Here is a 19,021-nt window from a genome sequence, read left to right as displayed (position 1 = left end):
CGTTGCCCGCCTCGGTGACAAGTTTCTGGGGCCCCTGCCCGCCGACCGGTTCGAGTACCACGCGGGCGGGATCGCCGCCGAGCCGGTTCATCACCGAACGCGGGTAGTTGTTCGACTTGCCGAGCCTCGCCGGCATCGGCCCAGAGATCTCGAACTGCCGCAGCCCGAAGACCGTGTCGACTGCCTTCGCAACGCCTTTGGCACCGGTGTCGGCGAGAGCCGCCCGCCCCGCCTCCGTCGCGAGGTCGACCGCCGACATGCCCCGATAATCGGGGTCGTCGATGCGCTCGGTGAACTGGCCGACCCCGACGAGCACCGGAGTTCGCGGATCGACCGCCATTACGAACCTCCTGGCAACTGTTAGTTCGACAGGCTAACCGATGGCTAGGGTCAAAACGAAACCGCGGCCAACTCGCGGGTGACATCGCGATCGGGCTGCGCCCGGAGGTAGGGAACGGTCTCGGAAAAGAACTACAGGCTCTGCAGGATCTTCCGGGCCAGCTCCGCCGTCTCCGACGGCGTCTTGCCGACCTTGACGCCGGCCGCCTCCAGGGCCTCCTTCTTGGCGGCCGCGGTGCCCGACGAGCCGGACACGATGGCGCCCGCGTGGCCCATCGTCTTGCCTTCCGGCGCGGTGAACCCCGCGACGTAGCCGACGACCGGCTTGGAGACGTTGGCCTTGATGTAGTCGGCCGCACGCTCCTCGGCGTCGCCGCCGATCTCGCCGATCATCACGATGACCTTGGTGTCGGGGTCCTTCTCGAAGGCCTCGATGGCGTCGATGTGGGTGGTGCCGATCACGGGGTCACCGCCGATGCCGATCGAGGTGGAGAAGCCGAAGTCGCGCAGCTCGTACATCATCTGGTAAGTCAGGGTGCCGGATTTGGACACCAGCCCGACCGGGCCGGGTCCGCTGATGTTCGCCGGGGTGATGCCGGCCAGGGCCTCACCCGGGGTGATGATGCCGGGGCAGTTCGGCCCGATGATGCGCGTCTTCTGCCCCTTGTCGACGTTGTAGGCCCACGCAAACGCGCTGTCCTGCACCGGAATTCCCTCGGTGATGACTACCAGCAGCGGGATCTCGGCGTCGATGGCCTCGATGATCGCGTCCTTGGCGAATTTCGGCGGGACGAAGACGACCGATACGTTCGCGCCCGTCTCCTTCATCGCTTCTGCGACGGTGCCGAACACCGGGAGCTCGACGTCCTTGCCTTTCGGGTCGACGTGCGACACGGTGGTGCCGGCCTTGCGCGCGTTCACGCCGCCCACCACCTGGGTGCCGGCTTTCATCATCAGGGCGGTGTGCTTGGTGCCCTCACCGCCGGTGATGCCCTGGACGATGACTTTGGAGTCTTTATTCAAAAAGATCGACATGGCTTGGCTCCCTTACTTGTTCGCCAGCTCGGCGGCTTTGTCGGCACCGGCGTCCATGGTCTCGGCCTGGATCACCAGCGGGTGGTTGGCTTGGGCAAGGATGCGGCGGCCCTCGTCGACGTTGTTGCCGTCGAGCCGGACCACGAGCGGCTTGTTGGCCTCGTCGCCGAGCATGTTCAGCGCGGTCACGATCCCGTTGGCGACGGCGTCGCACGAGGTGATACCGCCGAAGACGTTCACGAACACGCTCTTGACCTGCTTGTCGTTCAAGATGACGTCCAGGCCCGCGGCCATCACCTCGGCCGACGCGCCACCACCGATGTCGAGGAAGTTGGCGGGCTTGACTCCGCCGTGCTTCTCGCCCGCGTAGGCGACGACATCGAGCGTCGACATCACCAGGCCCGCGCCGTTACCGATGATGCCGACCGAGCCGTCCAGCTTGACGTAGTTGAGGTCGTGCTCCTTGGCCTTGAGCTCCAGCGGGTCGGTCGCGTCACGGTCCTCGAACTCGGCGTGGCCCGGCTGACGGAAGTCGGCGTTGGCGTCCAAGGTGACCTTGCCGTCCAGCGCCAGAATCTGGTCTTGCGGGTCGCGCACCAGCGGGTTGACCTCAACCAGGGTGGCGTCCTCGGCGACGAAGACCTCCCACAGCTTGTTGATGGTGATCGCGGCGGAGGCGTGCACCTCGGCGGGCAGGTGGCCCTGCTCGGCAATGGAGCGGGCGGTAGCCAGGTCGACACCCTTGACGGCGTCCACCGCAACCTTGGCCAGCCGTTCGGGCTTGGTCGCCGCGACCTCCTCGATCTCCATGCCGCCCTCGACCGAGCACATGGCCAGGTAGGTGCGATTGGCGCGGTCGAGCAGGAAGGAGATGTAGTACTCCTCGGCGATGTCGCTGGCCTCGGCGACCAGCAGCTTCTTGACGACGTGTCCCTTGATGTCGAGGCCGAGGATGTTCTTGGCGTGCTCGTAGGCGTCTTCGGGCGTCGCTGCGTACTTGACGCCACCCGCCTTACCCCGCCCGCCGACCTTCACCTGCGCTTTGACCATCACCGGACGGCCGATTTCGGTCGCGATCTCGCGAGCGCCCTCGGCGGTGTCGGTCACGCGTCCCGGCGTGGTCGGTACCTTGTGCTTGGCGAACAACTCTTTTGCTTGATACTCGAAAAGGTCCATGGACTCTCTGTCTTCGCTCGACTCAACAACTAGGCCTCTTGGTGGGCGGTGCCGCATTCGGCAACTCGCACGGACGAACTGTATCCACCCCTCAAACGGCCATTTCCGCCGCGTCCGCCGATGTGGCACAGCTCACGAGCCATGGGTTCACCGTCCGCGTGATCCAAATCACAATTCCGCCCTGATTTTCCAACGAGGTTGCCAGCCCCGCGCGTTAGCGGATACCTTCCTAGGGTCCAGATAACGTTATGGTCACGATACGAGGACATTTCAGGTTGTCCCAGCACCGTTTTGCCCGGTCTTCTGCCGTAACTGAAGGCGTCGTGAGGGTGGGTCGCGCGGCAGGCGCCCGATGGGCCGAAGCTCCGCATCGCACCGAAGTCACGGAAATACTTCCCCTCGACGGCTTTGACTTCGACGACTTCGACTTCAGCGACGACGCCGGCGATCTTGGCGACCTGGACTTCAGCAACGACTCACCGTTCGACAACGAAGCGCAGGTGCTGCTGGCGCCCGAGCTCGATGACCTGCACGAGGCCGACGACATACGCCCGGTCTGGCTGGCCGCGCCCGTGACCGAAGTGCTGCCGCGGGTGATCGTCGAGCCGCGCATCGAGCGACGTCCGGATCGCTCGCACACCGACGTCGTTGGCATCCGCCGCACAGGACAGCACCGCAAGGAACCAACCAGCGCGGCCCGGGGCCGGGTGCTGATTTCGGCGATGGCGGCGGGAGCCGCCGCCGCGGCCGCCCACACGGCGACCAGCCACGCCGACACCCCCAAGACCGACGCCGTGCTGACCGCCAACGCGTCGGCGCTCACCGGCGGGGCGGGCAGCAACACCGTCCGCGGGCCCCAGGTGATCGCCGCGGCGCCGGCGGCCCCCGCCGCGCTGCACAACCAGGAGCTCGCCAAGGGTGTCGCCTTCGCCAACGACCGCGCTGAACGCGAGGCGCGTTTGTCGCAGCCGCTCTACGTGATGCCGACCAAGGGCATCTTCACCTCCAACTTCGGCTACCGCTGGGGCGTGCTGCACGCCGGCATCGACCTGGCCAACTCGATCGGAACACCGATCTACGCGGTGTCCGACGGTGTGGTCATCGACTCCGGTCCGGCGAGCGGTTACGGGATGCTGGTCAAGCTGCGCCACTCCGACGGGACGGTCACGCTCTACGGCCACGTCAACACCACGCTCGTCAGCGTCGGTGAGCGCGTGATGGCCGGCGACCAGATCGCCACGATGGGCAACCGGGGCAATTCCACCGGCCCGCACCTGCATTTCGAGGTATTGCAGGGCGGCACCGAACGGATCGATCCCGTGCCGTGGCTCGCTAAGCGTGGTCTTACGGTCGGCAACTACGCTGGCTGAGGTGACCGAGCCGAACGAAGAACCTTCCGGTCCGCCTCCGCCAGAGCCCACGCCCGAGCACGATCCTCCCTCCGACTCACGGACACGGATCATCCGGCGCGCGCCGACCGGGCCAATCCCGATTACGCCGGACACCCCGACGACTCACTTCACCCCGCAATCGGCGCCCTACCGGGCCGGTTCTCGTGCGGGTCGCACCGGTTATGCCGGAGTGCCGGCGCCTGAGGCCTCCGATCGGACAGCCGTCGCCGCGTGCGCGGTGAGCATCATCAGCGGTTGGGCCACGTCGGTGGTGGCCACCGATCTGATCGCTGGTTGGTGGCGAACCGATCGCCTGTTCTGCATCGCGGTCGCGTTTCTCGCCCTGGTGTTCGCGGGCACCACGGTGTCCGGCGTGATCGTGCTGCTGCAGCGCCGATCGATCGGCCGCTACCTTCTGATGGCCGGTGCGCTGGTCGCCTTTCTCACCTACATCGGGGTGTTCATCGCCGGCGCGCGGGTCGCATGGGTGGTGCACCTGCTGCCGATCTTGCCGATCGCCACGGTGGTGCTGGTGCTGCTTCCCCACACCAAACGCTGGCTCAACGCCTAACCTGCGCCGAATGTGCACTCACGGCGAATATTTCGCCGATTTTTCGCACTGAGTGCACGCTCGACGCACTCCTGTCGTTGTCGCGCTAGAGCTTGCTGATCGGGGCGTGGTTGTGCATCAGCTTCACCCGGCCCGAGCTGCCGAAGTCGATCAGCGACATCGCCGATTCGCCGACGCCGGATACCTCCTCGACCCGGCCCAGCCCGTACTTGTCGTGCGTCACCCGATCGCCGGGGGCGAGCACCAGTAGCGGGCGTTTGCTCATCCCGGAGCGGGTCGGGGCCGCCCGCGGCGTGCCGAACCGGCCGGCGCCGCTCACCGGCGCGCTGAACGACGAGGTCGGCGCCGTGCGCCGCCAGTCGATGAGTTCCTGCGGAATCTCTTGCAGGAAACGCGATTCCGGGTTGAGCATGGGCTGTCCCCAGGAGGACCGGACGATGGCCCTGCTCAGGTAGAGCCGTTGCCGCGCCCGGGTGATCCCGACGTAAGCTAGCCGCCGCTCCTCGGAGAGTTCGACCGGATCGTCCAATGACCTCATGTGGGGGAACATTCCGTCCTCCCAGCCAGTCACGAACACAACCGGAAACTCCAGACCCTTGGCGGTGTGCAGCGTCATCAAGGTGACCATGCCCGCGCCGTCCTCCGGGATCTCATCGCTGTCGGAGACCAGCGAAACCCGCTCCAGAAACTCGGCCAGCACACCGGTATCCGGCACATCTTCGTCTTCGGGGGTTTGCAACGACTCGCCCAGCGCCGCGGCGTTGGCCCGATCGGTACTGAATTCGTGTGCCACGCTGACGAGTTCGTTGAGGTTGTCCAGACGCGCGAGTTCCTGCGGATCGTTGGAGGATTCGAGTTCCCGGCGGTACCCGGTGCGTTCAAGCACCGACTCGACCAGATCTCCGAGATCGTCGTCCAGGCGTCCACGCAGCTCGTCGAGCAGCTCGACGAAACCGGCGATCGACTTCTCGGCACGCGAGTTCAGCATCGGCACTTTGCCTTCGGCCGCGGCCACGAGCGCGTCGGCGAAACTGGCCCCGGTGTTCTCCGCATACACGGCCACGCAGGCCTCGGCACGATCGCCGATGCCCCGGCGCGGCGTGTTGAGGATGCGCCGGATGCTGACCGTGTCCCCTGGATTGTCCAGCACCCGCAGATAGGCGACGATGTCGCGAATCTCCTTGCGCTCGTAAAAGCGCACTCCCCCAACGACTTTGTAGGGAATTCCGGCGCGGATGAACACCTCTTCGAACGACCGAGACGAGTTGTTGGTGCGGTAGAAGACGGCGACGTCGTTGTAGGTGATATCGCCGCGCTCGGCGAGCGCGTCAATCTCCTCGGCCACGAATCGCGCTTCGTCGTGCTCGTTGTCGGCGACGTAGCCGACGATCAGCTCACCGGCGCCCTCGGCGGTCCACAGCCGCTTGTCGCGGCGTCCGGCGTTGCGGGCGATCACGGAGTTGGCCGCGGACAAGATGTTCTGCGTCGAGCGGTAATTCTGTTCCAGCAGAATGGTTGTCGCGTCCGGGTAATCGCGTTCGAAGTCCTCGATGTTGCGGATGGTGGCGCCGCGGAACGCATAGATCGACTGGTCGGCGTCGCCGACCACGCACAGCTCCGCGGGCGGCACCTCGTCGGATACCTCGTCACTGCCGCCGCGGCCGGCCAGTTCGCGCACCAGCACGTACTGCGCGTGGTTGGTGTCCTGGTACTCATCGACCAGGACATGCCGGAACCGCCGCCGGTAGTGCTGGGCGATCTGCGGGAAGGCCCGCAGCACCGCGACGGTTTCCCCGATCAGGTCGTCGAAGTCCAGCGCGTTGGCCGCCCGCAGCCGCCGCTGGTATTCGCCGTACACGCTGGCCACCGTGCGGGACAACTCGTCGGAATCGTCGGTCAGGTTGCCCACCGCCGCGGCGGGGTCGATGAGCTCGTTCTTCAGGTTGGAGATTGCGTTGGCCAGCAGCCGGGGTGAGTAGCGCTTGATGTCGAGCCCCATGTCGCGCCCGATCATCTGCAGCAGCCGCCGTGAGTCGTCGGCGTCATAGATGGAGAAGTTGGAGTTGAGACCCTCGATCAGCGACGCCTGGTTGCGCAGGATGCGCACGCAGGTCGAGTGGAAGGTGGACACCCACATGGCGCGAGCCCGGTTGCCCACCAGCCGCACCACCCGCTCGCGCATCTCGGCGGCCGCCTTGTTGGTGAAGGTGATGGCCAGCACCTGACCGACCCCGACACCGCGTTCCGCGATCAGGTAGGCGATGCGGCGGGTCAGCACCGCGGTCTTTCCCGAACCAGCACCCGCGACGATCAGCAGTGGGGAACCCTCATGCACCACCGCTTGGCGCTGTTGCGGATTGAGGCCCTCGAGCAGTTGATCTGCCTCGAAGGCCGGCTTGGCATCTGTTGCGTGCACACTCATGTCAGTCCAAACTTACCGCCGCCCACTGACGCATCGCGCCCTGGCATCAGACCAGATTAGTGGCCGGAGCCGCCGGGACGGCGCCACGCAGACTCCCCCGAATTAGGCGTGTCGGAATGCAATTTACCGTCCCGGTTTGTCCGGCGACGCAATTGCACCCAAGTCGAAAAAGCGCTGCTTAAATCGGTTTCTTTGTACGTCCTGTGGTTTTTAGTGGCAAACTCGATTCGTGTTCATCGTGCAGTGTCGGCAGCATTCCTCGACTCAGGAGTGGCGCCGTTGATTGCCATACCGGTGCCGGTTCGCGGTGCTCGTGGGCTAACTGCTTACGTAGAGCCCCGAAGTCCGCTTTCGGCACTCGGGGCTCGCCTTTTGTGAGGCCCGATACCGCATGAGACCAGAATCCCCAGATCACGACGAAGACGCGGAGTCAGCAGAGATGAACATCGAGATGACGGAGACCCAAGAGCTCACCGACATAGACGAGCTGCGCCAGGAGATCGACCGGCTCGACGCTGCGATTCTCGCCGCGGTGCAGCGGCGCACCCAGGTATCTCAGGCGATCGGCAAGGCCCGAATGGCTTCCGGTGGCACCCGGCTCGTCCATAGCCGCGAAATGAAAGTCATCGAGCGCTACAGCGAGCTCGGCCCCGAAGGCAAAGACCTGGCGATACTGCTGCTGCGGCTGGGCAGGGGCCGGCTCGGCCACTGACCGCGACGGTCCATCGGTCTCGCGCAGAGCTCGCCCCAACACCTGGCTCCGTCACGCCGCAGCCCATAGTGTCGAAGGATGACCTCCGTGCACATCCTCCCCGACATCACCGCCACCCCGGCATGGGACGCCCTGCGCAGGCATCATGACCAGATCGGCGACACCCACCTTCGCCAGTTCTTCGAAGACGATCCCGATCGCGGCCGCGAGCTGACCCTTTCCGTCGGCGACCTTTACATCGATTACAGCAAGCACCGCATCACACGAGAAACGCTGCGGCTCTTGGTCGATCTCGCGCGCACGGCCGACCTCGAAGAGCGCCGCGACCAGATGTTCGCCGGGGTCCACATCAATACCTCGGAGGATCGCGCGGTCCTGCACACCGCGCTGCGGTTGCCCCGGGACGCCGAGCTGGTTGTCGACGGCGAAAACGTCGTCCAAGAAGTGCACTCGGTGCTCGACGCCATGGGCGAGTTCACCGACCGGTTGCGCAGCGGTGAATGGACCGGGGCCAGCGGAAAACGGATCAGCACGGTGGTCAACATCGGCATAGGCGGATCGGACCTCGGCCCGGTGATGGTCTACCAGGCACTGCGTCACTACGCCGACGCGGGGATCTCGGCGCGTTTCGTCTCCAACGTGGACCCCGCTGACCTGATCGCCACCCTGGCCGATTTAGACCCAGCCACAACGCTTTTCATCGTCGCGTCGAAGACGTTCTCGACCCTGGAGACCCTGACCAACGCCACGGCCGCGCGCCGCTGGATCACCGAAGCGCTCGGCGACGCCGCGGTGTCCCAGCACTTCGTCGCCGTCTCCACCAACAAACGCCTCGTCGACGATTTCGGCATCAACACCGACAACATGTTCGGGTTCTGGGACTGGGTCGGCGGCCGCTACTCGGTGGACTCGGCGATCGGCCTGTCGGTGATGGCGGTCATCGGCCGCCAAGCCTTCGCGGACTTCCTGTCCGGGTTCCACATCGTCGACCGGCACTTCAAGACCGCGCCACTGGAGTCCAACGCGCCTGTGCTGCTTGGTCTTATCGGCCTGTGGTATTCCAACTTCATGGGTGCGCAATCGCGCGCCGTGCTGCCTTATTCCAATGACCTGGCACGTTTCGCGGCCTATCTGCAACAGCTGACCATGGAATCCAACGGCAAGTCGGTCCGCGCGGACGGCAGCCCCGTCACCACGGACACCGGTGAAATCTTCTGGGGCGAACCGGGAACCAACGGGCAGCACGCGTTCTACCAGTTGCTGCATCAGGGCACCCGGCTGGTGCCCGCCGACTTCATCGGGTTCAGCCAACCCCTCGACGATCTGCCCACCGCCGAGGGCAGCGGCAGCATGCATGACTTGTTGATGAGCAACTTCTTCGCGCAGACCCAGGTGCTGGCCTTCGGCAAGACCGCCGAAGAGATCGCCGCCGACGGCACGCCCGCGGACGTCGTGCCGCACAAGGTGATGCCCGGTAACCGGCCGTCGACCTCGATCCTGGCCGACCGGCTCACCCCATCGGTCTTGGGCCAGCTGATCGCGCTGTACGAACATCAGGTCTTCACCGAGGGCGTGATCTGGGGAATCGACTCGTTCGATCAATGGGGCGTGGAGCTGGGCAAAACCCAGGCCAAGGCCCTGCTTCCGGTGATCACCGCGGACGGCTCGCCGGCCCCGCAGTCGGACAGCTCCACCGACGCACTGGTGCGTCGCTACCGCAGCGAACGCGGGCGAACCAGCTGAATCTCAGGCGAACATCTTGGTCAGCTGAGGCGGCAGCACGCGCATCAGCTGCACCAGCGGCGCCCACGGCCACCACGGCACCGCGGCCCGGCCCGGCTCCCGTTCCATGGCGGCGACGAGAGCGTTGACTCCAGTCTCGTTGTCCACCATCAACATTGTGCTGTTTGACTTGGCCGTCATCTCCGACTCGATGTAGCCGGGCTCGATGACCGAAACCTTGACGGGCCCCTTGGCGTATTCGGCGCGCAGCGATTCGCCCAGTGAGCTCACCCCGGCCTTGCTCGCCGCATAGGCCGCCTTGACTCCGGGCACGCCCTTATTGCCGAGCACCGAGGAGATCAGCACCAGGTGGCCCGAACCGGCCTTGTTGAACATCTCCAGGGCGGTCTCGATCTGCACCAGAGCTGACACCAGGTTGGTCTCGATGGTGGCCTTGTTGGCCCACAGCTTGCCGGCCCCCAGTTTCGCGCCCTTGCCGATGCCGGCGTTGACGACGACGCGATCGATGCCGCCCAGTTCGTCGCTGAGTTCGGCGAATACCTTGGGGACGGCCTCGTGGTCGTTGACGTCCAGCGCGGCGACCGCGATCTTGATGCCCGGATAGGTCTGCGACAGCTCGGCTTTCAGCTCATCGAGCCGGTCGGTACGCCGCGCGCACAGCGCAAGGTCGCGGCCCTTGGCGGCGAACACGCGCGCCATCCCGGCGCCCAGGCCGGAGCTGGCACCGGTGATGAGGATCTTCTGGCGAGTCATCGGGGCAGCATATCGACAGGTGTCAACTCGCGGTCGGGCGACTACTTCAGCAAACGCGACATGCGTCGGTCGGCCAGGACCTTGCCACCCGTCTGGCATGTTGGGCAGTATTGAAAAGACTTGTCCGCGAACGACACTTCGCGTACGGTGTCCCCGCACACCGGGCAGGGCAACCCGGTGCGGGCATGTACCCGCAATCCGGAGCGCTTCTCGCCCTTGAGCGTGGCCGCCCCCTGCCCGACGGACCGGCTCACCGCATCGGTGAGCACGGAGACCATTGCATCGTGCAGTGCGGCGAGTTGCGCGTCGGACAGCTTGCCGGCGGTGGCGAACGGCGATATGCGCGCGACGTGCAGGATCTCGTCGCTGTAGGCGTTGCCGATCCCGGCGATCAACTTCTGGTCGGTGATGACCGTCTTGATCCGGCCGGTGTTGCCGGCCAACAGATCGCCCAGCGCATCCAAGTCCAGGTCCAGTGCGTCCGGCCCGAGGGCGGCGATCTGTGGGACCTGTTGCGGGTCGGCCACCAGCCACACCGCCAGCCGCTTCTGGGTGCCGGCCTCGGTGAGGTCGAAGCCGGGCGCCTCACCGGGCGTGCCCAGGTGTACCCGCAGCGCGATCGGGCCCTTGCCGGGCCGCAGCGGTGCCGTGGCCAGCTTGTCCGACCACCGCAGCCAGCCGGCCCGCGACAGGTGCGCGATCAGGTAGAGGTTGTCCGTACGCAACCCGAGGTATTTGCCCCACCGCTCGGCCCCCACCACGGTCTGGCCGTGCAACGCGCTGATCGGCGGGTCGAAAGTCTTCAACACGGATAGAGCGGCGATGTCGACCCGGCCGATCGTCAGGCCGACGGCATGGCGCCGCAGGTGGTCGACCAGCGCTTCTATCTCGGGTAGTTCGGGCACGGTTTCAGTGTGCCGGTCTAAGCAAATAGGTGTCCATGATCCAGCCGTGCCGGGCGCGGGCTTCGGCTCGCAGCGAAACGATGCGGGACCCCACCTCGCCCACCGTGCCAGCGACGAGCAGTTCGTCGTCGGTGCCGAGGTAGGCGCCCCACCAGATTCGCGTGTCGGGCGGACAGAGCTGGAACGAGCAGTCGGCGTCGAGCATTACGACGGCGGATCCGGGGGCCGGCCCGCGGTTGCGCAGTTGCCTTCCCGTGGTGATCAGGACGGGTTCGCCCACCTCGTTGAGCGGGATGCGGTGTCGCGCGGTCAGTGCCTGCACCGCGGTGATGCCCGGGATGACGTCGAACGTGAAGTCGACCCGCGTGGCCACCGCGCCGAGGATTCGCAAGGTGCTGTCGTAGAGCGACGGATCGCCCCACGCCAAAAATCCTCCGACGCCATGCGGGCCCAGCTCGGCGGAGATGGCGTCGGCCCAGATGGCGGCACGGGCGGCGTGCCAATCCGCAACCGCGTCGTGGTAGTCGGCATCCGCCGTCCGCTTCGGGTCGGGTAGCGCGACGAAGCGGTAACCCGGCTCGCGGATGAAGCGGGCGCAGACCTCGCGTCGCAGCGCCACCAAGTCGCTCTTCTGCTCGCCCTTGTCCATCGCGAAGAACACCTGGGTGTCGTTGAGCGCCTCGATCGCCTGAACGGTCACGTAGGCGGGATCGCCGGCACCGATGCCGATGACGTGGATGTGCCGGCCCACTACGTCGCCTCCCGATGCTCGTTGCCCGTCAGATTGCCGAATCGCAACCTCCGGCATCTAGCCGGGACCGCAAGTACCCAGTACCATGGGTACCGTCTGTAGCACCCAACGGAGGGAGCGGCGCATGACCTCAGCGGTGAAGCCGGCAGGGCCTAGTCGTGAAGAATTCTCCGACCGCCTACTGAAGGGCTCGGTCAAGAAATCTTATGAGCCCGTCGTCGACATCGATTGGGACGCCCCGCTGGACCCGGACAAGTTCTATCTGCCGCCGCCGCTGGTGTCGCTCTACGGCACGCCGATGTGGGACGAGATGACCCGCGAACAACAAATCGAGTTATCCCGTCAGGAACTGGTCAACACCTTGTCGGCCGGGATCTGGTTCGAGAACATGCTCAACCAATCGCTGCTGCGGACGATCCTGCACGAGGACCCGACGAGCAAGTCGACGCATTACAAGCTGACCGAACTGGGCGACGAGACGCGGCACATGGTGATGTTCGGCAAGGCCATCGAACGCATCGGCGCCAAGCCGGTACGCCCGCGGCTGTTTCACAGGATGATCATCAATTTCCTGCCTCTAGCTTTTCAGCGCGGCTCGATGCTCTGGGTGGCGGCCCTGATCGGTGAGGAGATCTTCGACTCGCTGCAACGGCAGATGATGGACGACCCGGAATTGCAGCCAATCATCCAGCGGCTCATGCGTATTCACGTCACCGAAGAGGCGCGCCACATTCAGTTCGCGCGCGATGGCGCCCGCAAGCGCGTCGTCGAGATGCCCCGCTTCAACCGCTGGTTCATGGCCAACATCAACGGCCTGGGTGGCTACTTCTTCAACTACCTGTTCAGTAATCCCGTCCCGTACGCGCGAGCGGGTCTCGACCCCAAGCGGGCTCGAAAGGTCGCGCGCACCAGTCCGCATCGACGCGATGTGCAGGTCGCAGGGTTCGCTCCACTGGCGGCGTTTTTGACCGAGGTCGGCCTGATGGGCTCGATCGCACGCCGCGGTTGGAAGCGCAGCAGATTTCTGTGACGCAGCCGGGTGGCGGCGCCGAACCTCGCCGTCACATCGCCATCGTCGGCGCGGGCGCCTGCGGCGAGAGTGCCCGAACAGCCTTGCTGGCAGCCGGTTTCGCCGATCTCGTCGTCCTCGACGACCACGTCGAGAGATCTCGCTTCGACGACGTCACCGACACCTGGTTGTTGACGACGGCCGGCGGTGAGGTCTTCCGGGCCGACATCGTCGTCGCCGCGTACCGTCCGGTCCAGCTGCCGTGGCGGCCCGACATCGCAGGGAGCGACGGGTTCGGCGGCGAGTCGTTTCACGCCGCGGCGTGGGATCCCGGGTTCGAACCGTCCGGCAAGCACATCGCGGTCATCGGGACCGACGCCACCGCCGGCCACCACATCGACCGGCTGGCCCACGCAGCGGCATCGGTCACCGTGTTCCCCCACGCACCGCGTCGCGTCGTCAGCGAGGTGCCTGCGTGGTCCACGCGGGTCAAGCGCTGGCTGCGCCGCCACATTCGGCCGGCCGGCCGGCCCTTGGTCGCGATCGCCGCGTCGGCCATCGAGGCGCTGACGGCGGCGGGGGTGCGCACCAGCGATGGTGTCGACCACCGGGTCGACGCCGTCATCTACGGGACTGGGTTCTTCATTCCGCAGGATGTCGCCGATGAGACGTTGGTCGGCGCGGCCGGGCTGCCGATCCGTCGCGCCTGGCACGACGGCATGGAGCCGTTCTACGGAGTGGCCGTTCGCGGGTTTCCCAACTACTTCTTCATCACCGGACCGGATCCGGACGCGCAGGCGCGCTACATCGCCGAGTGCCTGAAAGCCATGCGGCGCACCGCCAGTGGCCGCATCGAGGTGCGCGCCAGCAGCCAGCAGGTGTTCAATGAGCGGGCTCAGCTGCGTGCCGCCGAGGCGCCCCCCGTGGCATCGGCCTTCGATCTCTCGGCCAGCGTGCCCGCCGGTGAAGACACCTACGACGGCGCAGCCATGCTGGAAATCGCCGGCACCCGCCACTCGGTGCGGGTCCGGCTGACCGGTCATCTGGACCCGATCGACGGCCACTACCACTGGCAGGGAACGGTGTTTGGTTCCGCGTCCGAACCGCTGTCCGGTGAGATCCTCAAGCAAACGCGGATCGGCACGCTGACGGTCGGAGAATGCAGCGCGCGGGCTCGCATCGTCGAACAAACACCGTGGGGGACGCACTCGGTCGCCGGAGTGGGCAATCCCCCCTACGCACTGAGCAACCACTGAGCCGATCGGCGCACCCACCCGCCGGCCGACGCGCCCTCCGACAGACGGGAGCATTTCCGCTGGTTAACCCCCCGGCTGCCGGACGTACTCAAAAGTTTGGCGGCACTCGCGGTGTGGTAATCCCCGAAGAAAGTGCGTGCCGGGCATTGGGCTCCATGGCGCGTGAGGCGGGGGTCGACTTCCCGCGGTGGAGGGCCGCATGATGATGTCGTTGCGGGCTTGCGGTACGGAGTTGCCGGATCCCAATCGCAGCCTGCGGTTTCCGGCGGCCGACCCTTCGATTAGACAATTGCCGCTGAGAGCGGATACTCAAGCAATCGGCCCGGCAGAATGCGAGGAGCGGCAAATGGAACCGGACGTCAGGACCGGGCTGGGATGACCCCGGTGGCCGTTGCAATGCGGACGGATGACTCGGTTGCCGTTCTGACCGTCGACGGTGAGCTTGATGCCGCCCAAGAGACTCCGCTCCGCGAACGCATCCTCAAGGCCACGCTGGATGACGCCGCCGCCGTCATCGTCGACGTCTCCGGGCTCAAGGTCCACACCGAATCGGCATGGTCGGCCTTCATGGGCGCGTATTGGCAACTCGGCAGCACCCCCCACATTCCGATCGTGTTGGTCTGCAACGACAGGGCGGCCCGCGACGCGATCTCCCGTAGCGATGTCACCCACTTCATGCCCATCTACTCGAGCGAGAAGGCCGCGTTCAAAGCACTCGGCCAAAACAGCCGTCGCCCGGTGCGGCGCACCGATGTTGAGCTGCCCGCCGACCTGACCAGCCTGCGCGAGTCACGGCGCCTGGTTCGCGAATGGCTCACCACCTGGTCGCAATCCAAGCTCATCCCGGTGGCTTTGGTGGTGGTCAACGTGTTCGTGGAGAACGTACTGGAACACACGGCAAGCGTCCCGGCGGTCCGAATCGAAGCGCAGGGCGCCACCGCGGCCATCGCGGTGTCGGACGCGAGCGACACGCCCGCCGTGCGACTGCCGTCGCCGAACCAGGGCATCGACGTGTCCGGGCTGGCGATCGTGGACGCGTTGTCCCGAGCCTGGGGCAGCACGCCTACCTCGTCCGGCAAGACGGTATGGGCTGTCATCGGTCCCGAAAACCAGCTTTAGTCAGCCCGGGCGGTTGTCAGCGGACCCCCACGCGGGTCAAACTAGAACACGTTCTAGTGTCGAGGACGGACCCCTGCGCGAGGAAGGTGTGGCTGACGTGCGGTTCAGCTTTGCGGAGTCATTGACCGATTCGAGTTTTTACATCCCGCTGGCCAAGGCGGCCGACGAGGCCGGCTACCACAGCATGACGATCGCTGACAGCATCGCCTACCCCTTCGAGTCCGACTCCAAGTATCCCTACACCCCCGATGGCAGCCGCGAGTTCCTGGACGGCAAGGAGATCGTCGAGGCCTTTGTACTGACGGCAACGTTGGGCGCAGTGACGACGAACCTGCGCTTCAATTTCTTCGTGCTCAAGATGCCCGTGCGGCATCCGGCGCTGACGGCCAAGCAGGCGGGTTCACTTGCCGCGCTGACCGGCAACCGGTTGGGACTCGGCGTCGGCACCAGCCCGTGGCCGGAGGACTACGAGCTGATGGGGATCCCATTCACCAAGCGCGGCAAGCGGATGGACGAATGCATTGAGATCGTGCAAGGCCTCACCACGGGCGAGTACTTCGAGTTCCACGGCGAGTTCTATGACATTCCCAAGACCAAGATGACCCCGGCCCCCACCCAGCCGATCCCGATTTTGGTCGGCGGCCACGCCGACGCGGCATTGCGTCGCGCGGCGCGCTTGGACGGCTGGATGCACGGTGGCGGTACCGACCCCGAGGAACTTGACCGACTCATCGCCCGCGTAAAGAAGTATCGCGAGGAGGAGGGCAAGACCGGCCCCTTCGAGATCCATGTGATCTCAATGGATGCCTACACCGTGGAGGGCATCAAGCGCCTCGAGGACAAGGGTGTCACCGACGTCATCGTGGGCTTCCGGTATCCCTACATTAGTGGGCCCGACACCGAACCGCTGGACAAAAAGATCCGCCACCTGGAACGGTACGCGGAAAAGGTGATATCGAAATTCTAAGCGTCACAGGGAATCCCATCTGGGCGCCCGCTTCTCCTGATGCGCTTTCGCGGCCTCGACCGGATTATTGGTGAAACCGGCGAGGATCTGGGTGCGGTTCTCGATCTCGATGGCGTGACGCAGGCTGGGGGCGTCCAGCGCGGCGTTGAGGCCAATCTTGGTCTGCCACACGCCGTATGCGTTGTTCTCGGCGATCGAGCGGGCCAGCTTGAGCGCGGCCGGCATCAGCTCATCGGGGGCTACGATCTCGTGCACCAGCTTGATGCGATAGGCCTCGGCCGCGTCGATGATGCGACCGGTGAGCATGAGTTCGCGCGCAACCCCGGCGCCGACAATCTTCGGCAGCAGGTAGCTGGTGCCCATGTCCATCGACGAGAAGCCCGCCTTGATGAACACCGAACCGAACCGGGCCTGCTCGGAGGCGATCCGGATATCGGACACCAACGCGAACGCCAGGCCGCCCCCGACGGCGACACCGTTGACCGCACCGACCACGGGAATGTCCATCTCGTAGATCCGGGTGTACAGGTTGGCCAACCGGACCTGGGCGTCCTAGTTGACCTTGAACGCCGGCGTGGTCGGCTTGTTCTGCGTCCACGCCTGACCGGTGCCACTCAAATCCGCGCCTGCGCAGAATCCCCGTCCGGCACCGGTCAGCACCGCCACCCGATACTCACCTTTGTCCAACACGTCCAGGGCCTCGTGGACGCCGTCGATCAGCGACCCATCGATGGCGTTGAGGCGCTCCGGCCGGTTCAGGGTGATGCAGGCGATGTTTTCTTCGAGAGGTTCCAGTGTCACTGCGGGCATAGGGGAACCGTAGGCGACGCGTGATTCACCGGGGAGGCATACCGTAGTTGCGAGCACATCGAAGGAGCAGCCATGGCGCGAACCGAAGGTGATACCTGGGACCTGGCCAACAGCGTGGGCGCCACCGCCACCATGGTGGCCGCGGCCCGGGCGGCCGCGACCAGACGCCCGCAACCGGTGATCACCGACGAGTTCGCCGAGCCGCTGGTGCGCGCCGTCGGGCTGGACGTGTTCACCAATCTGGCGACCGGCGAACTCGATTCAGACGAACTCGAGACCGGCGTGCGATTTTCGCGGATGGTGGACACATTCGCCGCCCGGGCCCGCTTTTATGACGACTATTTCGCCGCAGCCGGCCAGGCCGGCCTGCGCCAGGTCGTGATCGTGGCATCGGGTCTGGATTCGCGGGCCTACCGGCTGCATTGGCCGGCCGGGACGACGGTGTACGAGATCGACCAGCCGGAGGTCATCGCGTTCAAGACGGCGACACTGGCCGAGATCGGCGCGGCCCCGACCGCCGAACTCCGCACGGTGGGTATCGATTTGCGCGAGGACTGGCCGGCGGCTTTGCAGGCGGCGGGTTTTGACCCGGCGCAAGCGACGGCGTGGCTGGCCGAGGGGCTGCTGATCGGGTTCCTTCCGCCCGAGGCCGAAGTTCGGTTGCTGGACGCCATCATTCCGTTGTCCAGCGAGGGCAGCCGGTTCGCCGCCGACTTCGGGACCGTCGCCTCGGCGACGCCGGAGGGGCGGGAACAGTCCCGCCTCTCGACCGAGGGGTGGCGACGATACGGGCTCGATCTGGACATCGCCGGTTTGGCCTACCCGGGCGAGCACACCGATGTCGCCGCGCACCTGGCGGCAAACGGATGGGATACCAGCACATTTCGGCTCGCCGACCTGTTCTCCGCCGCGGGCCTACCGCAGTTGGGGCCCGTCGAGCACCAGGTTCCCGCCGCCACGATCAGCTTCGTCAGGGCCGTGCGGCCCTAGGCGGTCGCAAGTGGTCACGCGGACCGTTTGGCCAGCCATTCGGCCTGCATCACCAACAGCGCCATGACCTCCAAATGCGGTGTCTGCGGGTCTAGTTCGCGGTATCGCTGATAGACGTTGACGACGACGCGCTCGGCGTCCAGCCAGGTGGCGTACTCGCCGAGGTCGATGGTGTCGGCGGCCTCGGCCCACGACAGCCCCCGGCGGTACGCGGCCTCGGCCTGTTCGGCAACGTGCACGAGATAGGCACGCACCGCACGGATTCCATCCGGATCGGTGACGGGGCCATGGCCGGGGACCACTGTCGGCGCGTCCAGCGCGATCATCGCGTCGCACGCCGCGACCCAGTTGGCGATGGGGCCCGCCCACACGATGGGCGTGCAGCCGATGAACAGCAGGTCGCCGCCGAACAGCACGCCAGCGTCGGGCACGTGCACCACCGAGTCGGCGGCGGTGTGCGCGGGGCCCAGGTTCAACACGTCTATCCGCCGTCCGCCGACGTCGACGCACAGGTCGCGCTCGAAGGTCTGGTCGGCGTTGCGCAACGTGATGTTGCTGAAGTCGAAGTGCCCGAAGCGCTCTCGCGTGTACGGGGTCGCCACCGGCCCGAGGTTGGCGGTTTGCGCCATGGCCAGCATCTCGGGCGCCATCCCGTGCTCGATCTCCTCGGCGGTGCCGTGCGCCGCGATGATGCGCACCGAGGCGTCCAGCAGCTGGTTGCCGTGGGTGTGGTCACCGTTGGAGTGGGTGATCACTGCGTCCGTGATGGGCGCAGACCCGGTGATGGGCCGCATCGCGGTGAGCATCTCGCGCGTCAGTGCGAGGTCGAACAGGGTGTCCACCAACAGGGACGCGCCCTCGCCCGCGATCAGCCCGGCGTTGCTCCACCCGTAGCCCCCATCCGGCAGCGTCCACGCCCACACCCGGTCGGCGACCTGATGCAGCCCGCGAGTGTAGGGCACCCGGGCCGGTGCCCGGTTGACCCGCTGCGCGGCGGGCGCGGCGTCCGGATTGCGCCGGGCGGCCAACGCGTGTGGCGCGCTGCTCGCGCGAACGGTCTGCCGGGTCTCCC

The 19,021-nt window shown here is 66.1% G+C and carries 16 protein-coding genes and 3 pseudogenes; 9 read left to right on the top strand and 10 right to left on the bottom strand.

Annotated features, from left to right (window positions below):
* From A5652_RS21160 to sucC, 3 genes and pseudogenes are all read right to left on the bottom strand, one after another.
* Positions 1–340: pseudogene (locus A5652_RS21160) on the bottom strand (acetyl-CoA acetyltransferase); the annotation flags it as partial.
* Positions 341–471: 131 nt separating this feature from the next.
* Complete coding sequence (gene sucD / locus A5652_RS21155; protein ID WP_067356198.1) at positions 472–1,374, bottom strand: succinate--CoA ligase subunit alpha; 903 nt, start codon at positions 1,372–1,374, stop codon at positions 472–474.
* Between the two features lie 12 nt (positions 1,375–1,386).
* Positions 1,387–2,550 carry an ADP-forming succinate--CoA ligase subunit beta gene (sucC, locus tag A5652_RS21150; RefSeq protein ID WP_067356194.1) on the bottom strand — a complete coding sequence of 388 codons (1,164 nt, stop codon included), beginning with the start codon at positions 2,548–2,550 and terminating at the stop codon, positions 1,387–1,389.
* 329 nt (positions 2,551–2,879) lie between these two features.
* On the opposite strand from sucC, the gene A5652_RS21145 reads away from it, so the two are divergent.
* Both A5652_RS21145 and A5652_RS28155 read left to right on the top strand, forming a co-directional pair.
* A complete protein-coding gene (locus A5652_RS21145) occupies positions 2,880–3,920 on the top strand; it encodes a M23 family metallopeptidase (RefSeq protein ID WP_082984011.1) in 1,041 nt (346 codons plus the stop codon).
* 1 nt (position 3,921) lies between these two features.
* Complete coding sequence (locus tag A5652_RS28155; RefSeq protein ID WP_197514042.1) at positions 3,922–4,512, top strand: hypothetical protein; 591 nt, start codon at positions 3,922–3,924, stop codon at positions 4,510–4,512.
* An 85-nt stretch (positions 4,513–4,597) separates the two neighbouring features.
* Here A5652_RS28155 and pcrA read toward each other — a convergent pair whose 3' ends face one another.
* Entirely contained in the window at positions 4,598–6,934 is a 2,337-nt protein-coding gene (gene pcrA, locus A5652_RS21135) for a DNA helicase PcrA (RefSeq protein WP_067356189.1), read from the bottom strand.
* A 391-nt stretch (positions 6,935–7,325) separates the two neighbouring features.
* On the opposite strand from pcrA, the gene A5652_RS21130 reads away from it, so the two are divergent.
* Together A5652_RS21130 and pgi are read left to right on the top strand one after the other, a co-directional pair.
* Positions 7,326–7,646: a chorismate mutase gene (locus A5652_RS21130; protein ID WP_082984010.1), complete on the top strand. Its 321-nt coding sequence runs from the start codon at positions 7,326–7,328 to the stop codon at positions 7,644–7,646.
* A 78-nt stretch (positions 7,647–7,724) separates the two neighbouring features.
* Positions 7,725–9,389: a glucose-6-phosphate isomerase gene (gene pgi / locus A5652_RS21125; protein WP_067356182.1), complete on the top strand. Its 1,665-nt coding sequence runs from the start codon at positions 7,725–7,727 to the stop codon at positions 9,387–9,389.
* Positions 9,390–9,392: 3 nt separating this feature from the next.
* Here pgi and A5652_RS21120 read toward each other — a convergent pair whose 3' ends face one another.
* From A5652_RS21120 to cobF, 4 genes and pseudogenes are all read right to left on the bottom strand, one after another.
* Positions 9,393–10,142 (bottom strand): SDR family oxidoreductase, encoded by a 750-nt coding sequence (locus A5652_RS21120; protein WP_067356178.1) that lies wholly within the window; start codon positions 10,140–10,142, stop codon positions 9,393–9,395.
* A gap of 41 nt (positions 10,143–10,183) precedes the next feature.
* Positions 10,184–10,669, bottom strand: a complete 486-nt coding sequence (locus A5652_RS28735; protein WP_369805844.1) for a zinc finger domain-containing protein — start codon at positions 10,667–10,669, stop codon at positions 10,184–10,186.
* A 135-nt stretch (positions 10,670–10,804) separates the two neighbouring features.
* Positions 10,805–11,047 (bottom strand): annotated as a pseudogene (locus A5652_RS28730) (DNA-formamidopyrimidine glycosylase family protein); the annotation flags it as partial.
* Between the two features lie 4 nt (positions 11,048–11,051).
* Positions 11,052–11,798 carry a precorrin-6A synthase (deacetylating) gene (gene cobF, locus A5652_RS21110; RefSeq protein ID WP_067356169.1) on the bottom strand — a complete coding sequence of 249 codons (747 nt, stop codon included), beginning with the start codon at positions 11,796–11,798 and terminating at the stop codon, positions 11,052–11,054.
* Between the two features lie 124 nt (positions 11,799–11,922).
* Here cobF and A5652_RS21105 point away from each other — a divergent pair, with 124 nt between their 5' ends.
* From A5652_RS21105 to A5652_RS21090, 4 genes are all read left to right on the top strand, one after another.
* Entirely contained in the window at positions 11,923–12,828 is a 906-nt protein-coding gene (locus A5652_RS21105; RefSeq protein ID WP_067356165.1) for a diiron oxygenase, read from the top strand.
* Positions 12,829–13,064: 236 nt separating this feature from the next.
* Positions 13,065–14,063: a DUF4873 domain-containing protein gene (locus A5652_RS21100; protein WP_232001289.1), complete on the top strand. Its 999-nt coding sequence runs from the start codon at positions 13,065–13,067 to the stop codon at positions 14,061–14,063.
* Between the two features lie 375 nt (positions 14,064–14,438).
* A complete protein-coding gene (locus tag A5652_RS21095) occupies positions 14,439–15,182 on the top strand; it encodes an STAS domain-containing protein (RefSeq protein ID WP_067356161.1) in 744 nt (247 codons plus the stop codon).
* 97 nt (positions 15,183–15,279) lie between these two features.
* On the top strand, positions 15,280–16,149 hold the full coding sequence (locus A5652_RS21090; RefSeq protein WP_067356201.1) for a TIGR03619 family F420-dependent LLM class oxidoreductase: 870 nt from the start codon (positions 15,280–15,282) through the stop codon (positions 16,147–16,149).
* Between the two features lie 3 nt (positions 16,150–16,152).
* Here A5652_RS21090 and A5652_RS21085 read toward each other — a convergent pair.
* Positions 16,153–16,959, bottom strand: a pseudogene (locus tag A5652_RS21085) (enoyl-CoA hydratase/isomerase family protein).
* Positions 16,960–17,031: 72 nt separating this feature from the next.
* On the opposite strand from A5652_RS21085, the gene A5652_RS21080 reads away from it, so the two are divergent.
* The gene (locus A5652_RS21080) at positions 17,032–17,949 is read left to right on the top strand and encodes a class I SAM-dependent methyltransferase (RefSeq protein ID WP_067356158.1); all 918 of its coding nucleotides are present in this window, start codon (positions 17,032–17,034) and stop codon (positions 17,947–17,949) included.
* 14 nt (positions 17,950–17,963) lie between these two features.
* Here A5652_RS21080 and A5652_RS21075 read toward each other — a convergent pair.
* Positions 17,964–19,021, bottom strand: a 1,058-nt coding sequence (locus A5652_RS21075; RefSeq protein WP_156745460.1) for an MBL fold metallo-hydrolase, incomplete at its 5' end; no start/stop codon positions are given.

It is taken from the genome of Mycobacterium sp. 1165178.9 (assembly GCF_001673555.1).
In the GTDB taxonomy this organism is placed as follows: Bacteria; Actinomycetota; Actinomycetes; order Mycobacteriales; family Mycobacteriaceae; genus Mycobacterium.
Note: the sequence above shows the minus strand (reverse complement) of the source record. Positions and strands in the feature narration are given on the sequence as shown.

What these genes read in the sequence shown, in the direction of transcription:
- A5652_RS21080 (WP_067356158.1), top strand. Translation starts at nt 17,032, where the DNA reads ATGGCGCGAACCGAAGGTGATACCTGGGACCTGGCCAACAGCGTGGGC.
- pgi (WP_067356182.1), top strand. Translation starts at nt 7,725, where the DNA reads ATGACCTCCGTGCACATCCTCCCCGACATCACCGCCACCCCGGCATGG.
- A5652_RS21130 (WP_082984010.1), top strand. Translation starts at nt 7,326, where the DNA reads ATGAGACCAGAATCCCCAGATCACGACGAAGACGCGGAGTCAGCAGAG.
- sucC (WP_067356194.1), bottom strand. Translation starts at nt 2,550, where the DNA reads ATGGACCTTTTCGAGTATCAAGCAAAAGAGTTGTTCGCCAAGCACAAG.
- A5652_RS21105 (WP_067356165.1), top strand. Translation starts at nt 11,923, where the DNA reads ATGACCTCAGCGGTGAAGCCGGCAGGGCCTAGTCGTGAAGAATTCTCC.
- pcrA (WP_067356189.1), bottom strand. Translation starts at nt 6,934, where the DNA reads ATGAGTGTGCACGCAACAGATGCCAAGCCGGCCTTCGAGGCAGATCAA.
- sucD (WP_067356198.1), bottom strand. Translation starts at nt 1,374, where the DNA reads ATGTCGATCTTTTTGAATAAAGACTCCAAAGTCATCGTCCAGGGCATC.
- A5652_RS21095 (WP_067356161.1), top strand. Translation starts at nt 14,439, where the DNA reads ATGACCCCGGTGGCCGTTGCAATGCGGACGGATGACTCGGTTGCCGTT.
- A5652_RS21120 (WP_067356178.1), bottom strand. Translation starts at nt 10,142, where the DNA reads ATGACTCGCCAGAAGATCCTCATCACCGGTGCCAGCTCCGGCCTGGGC.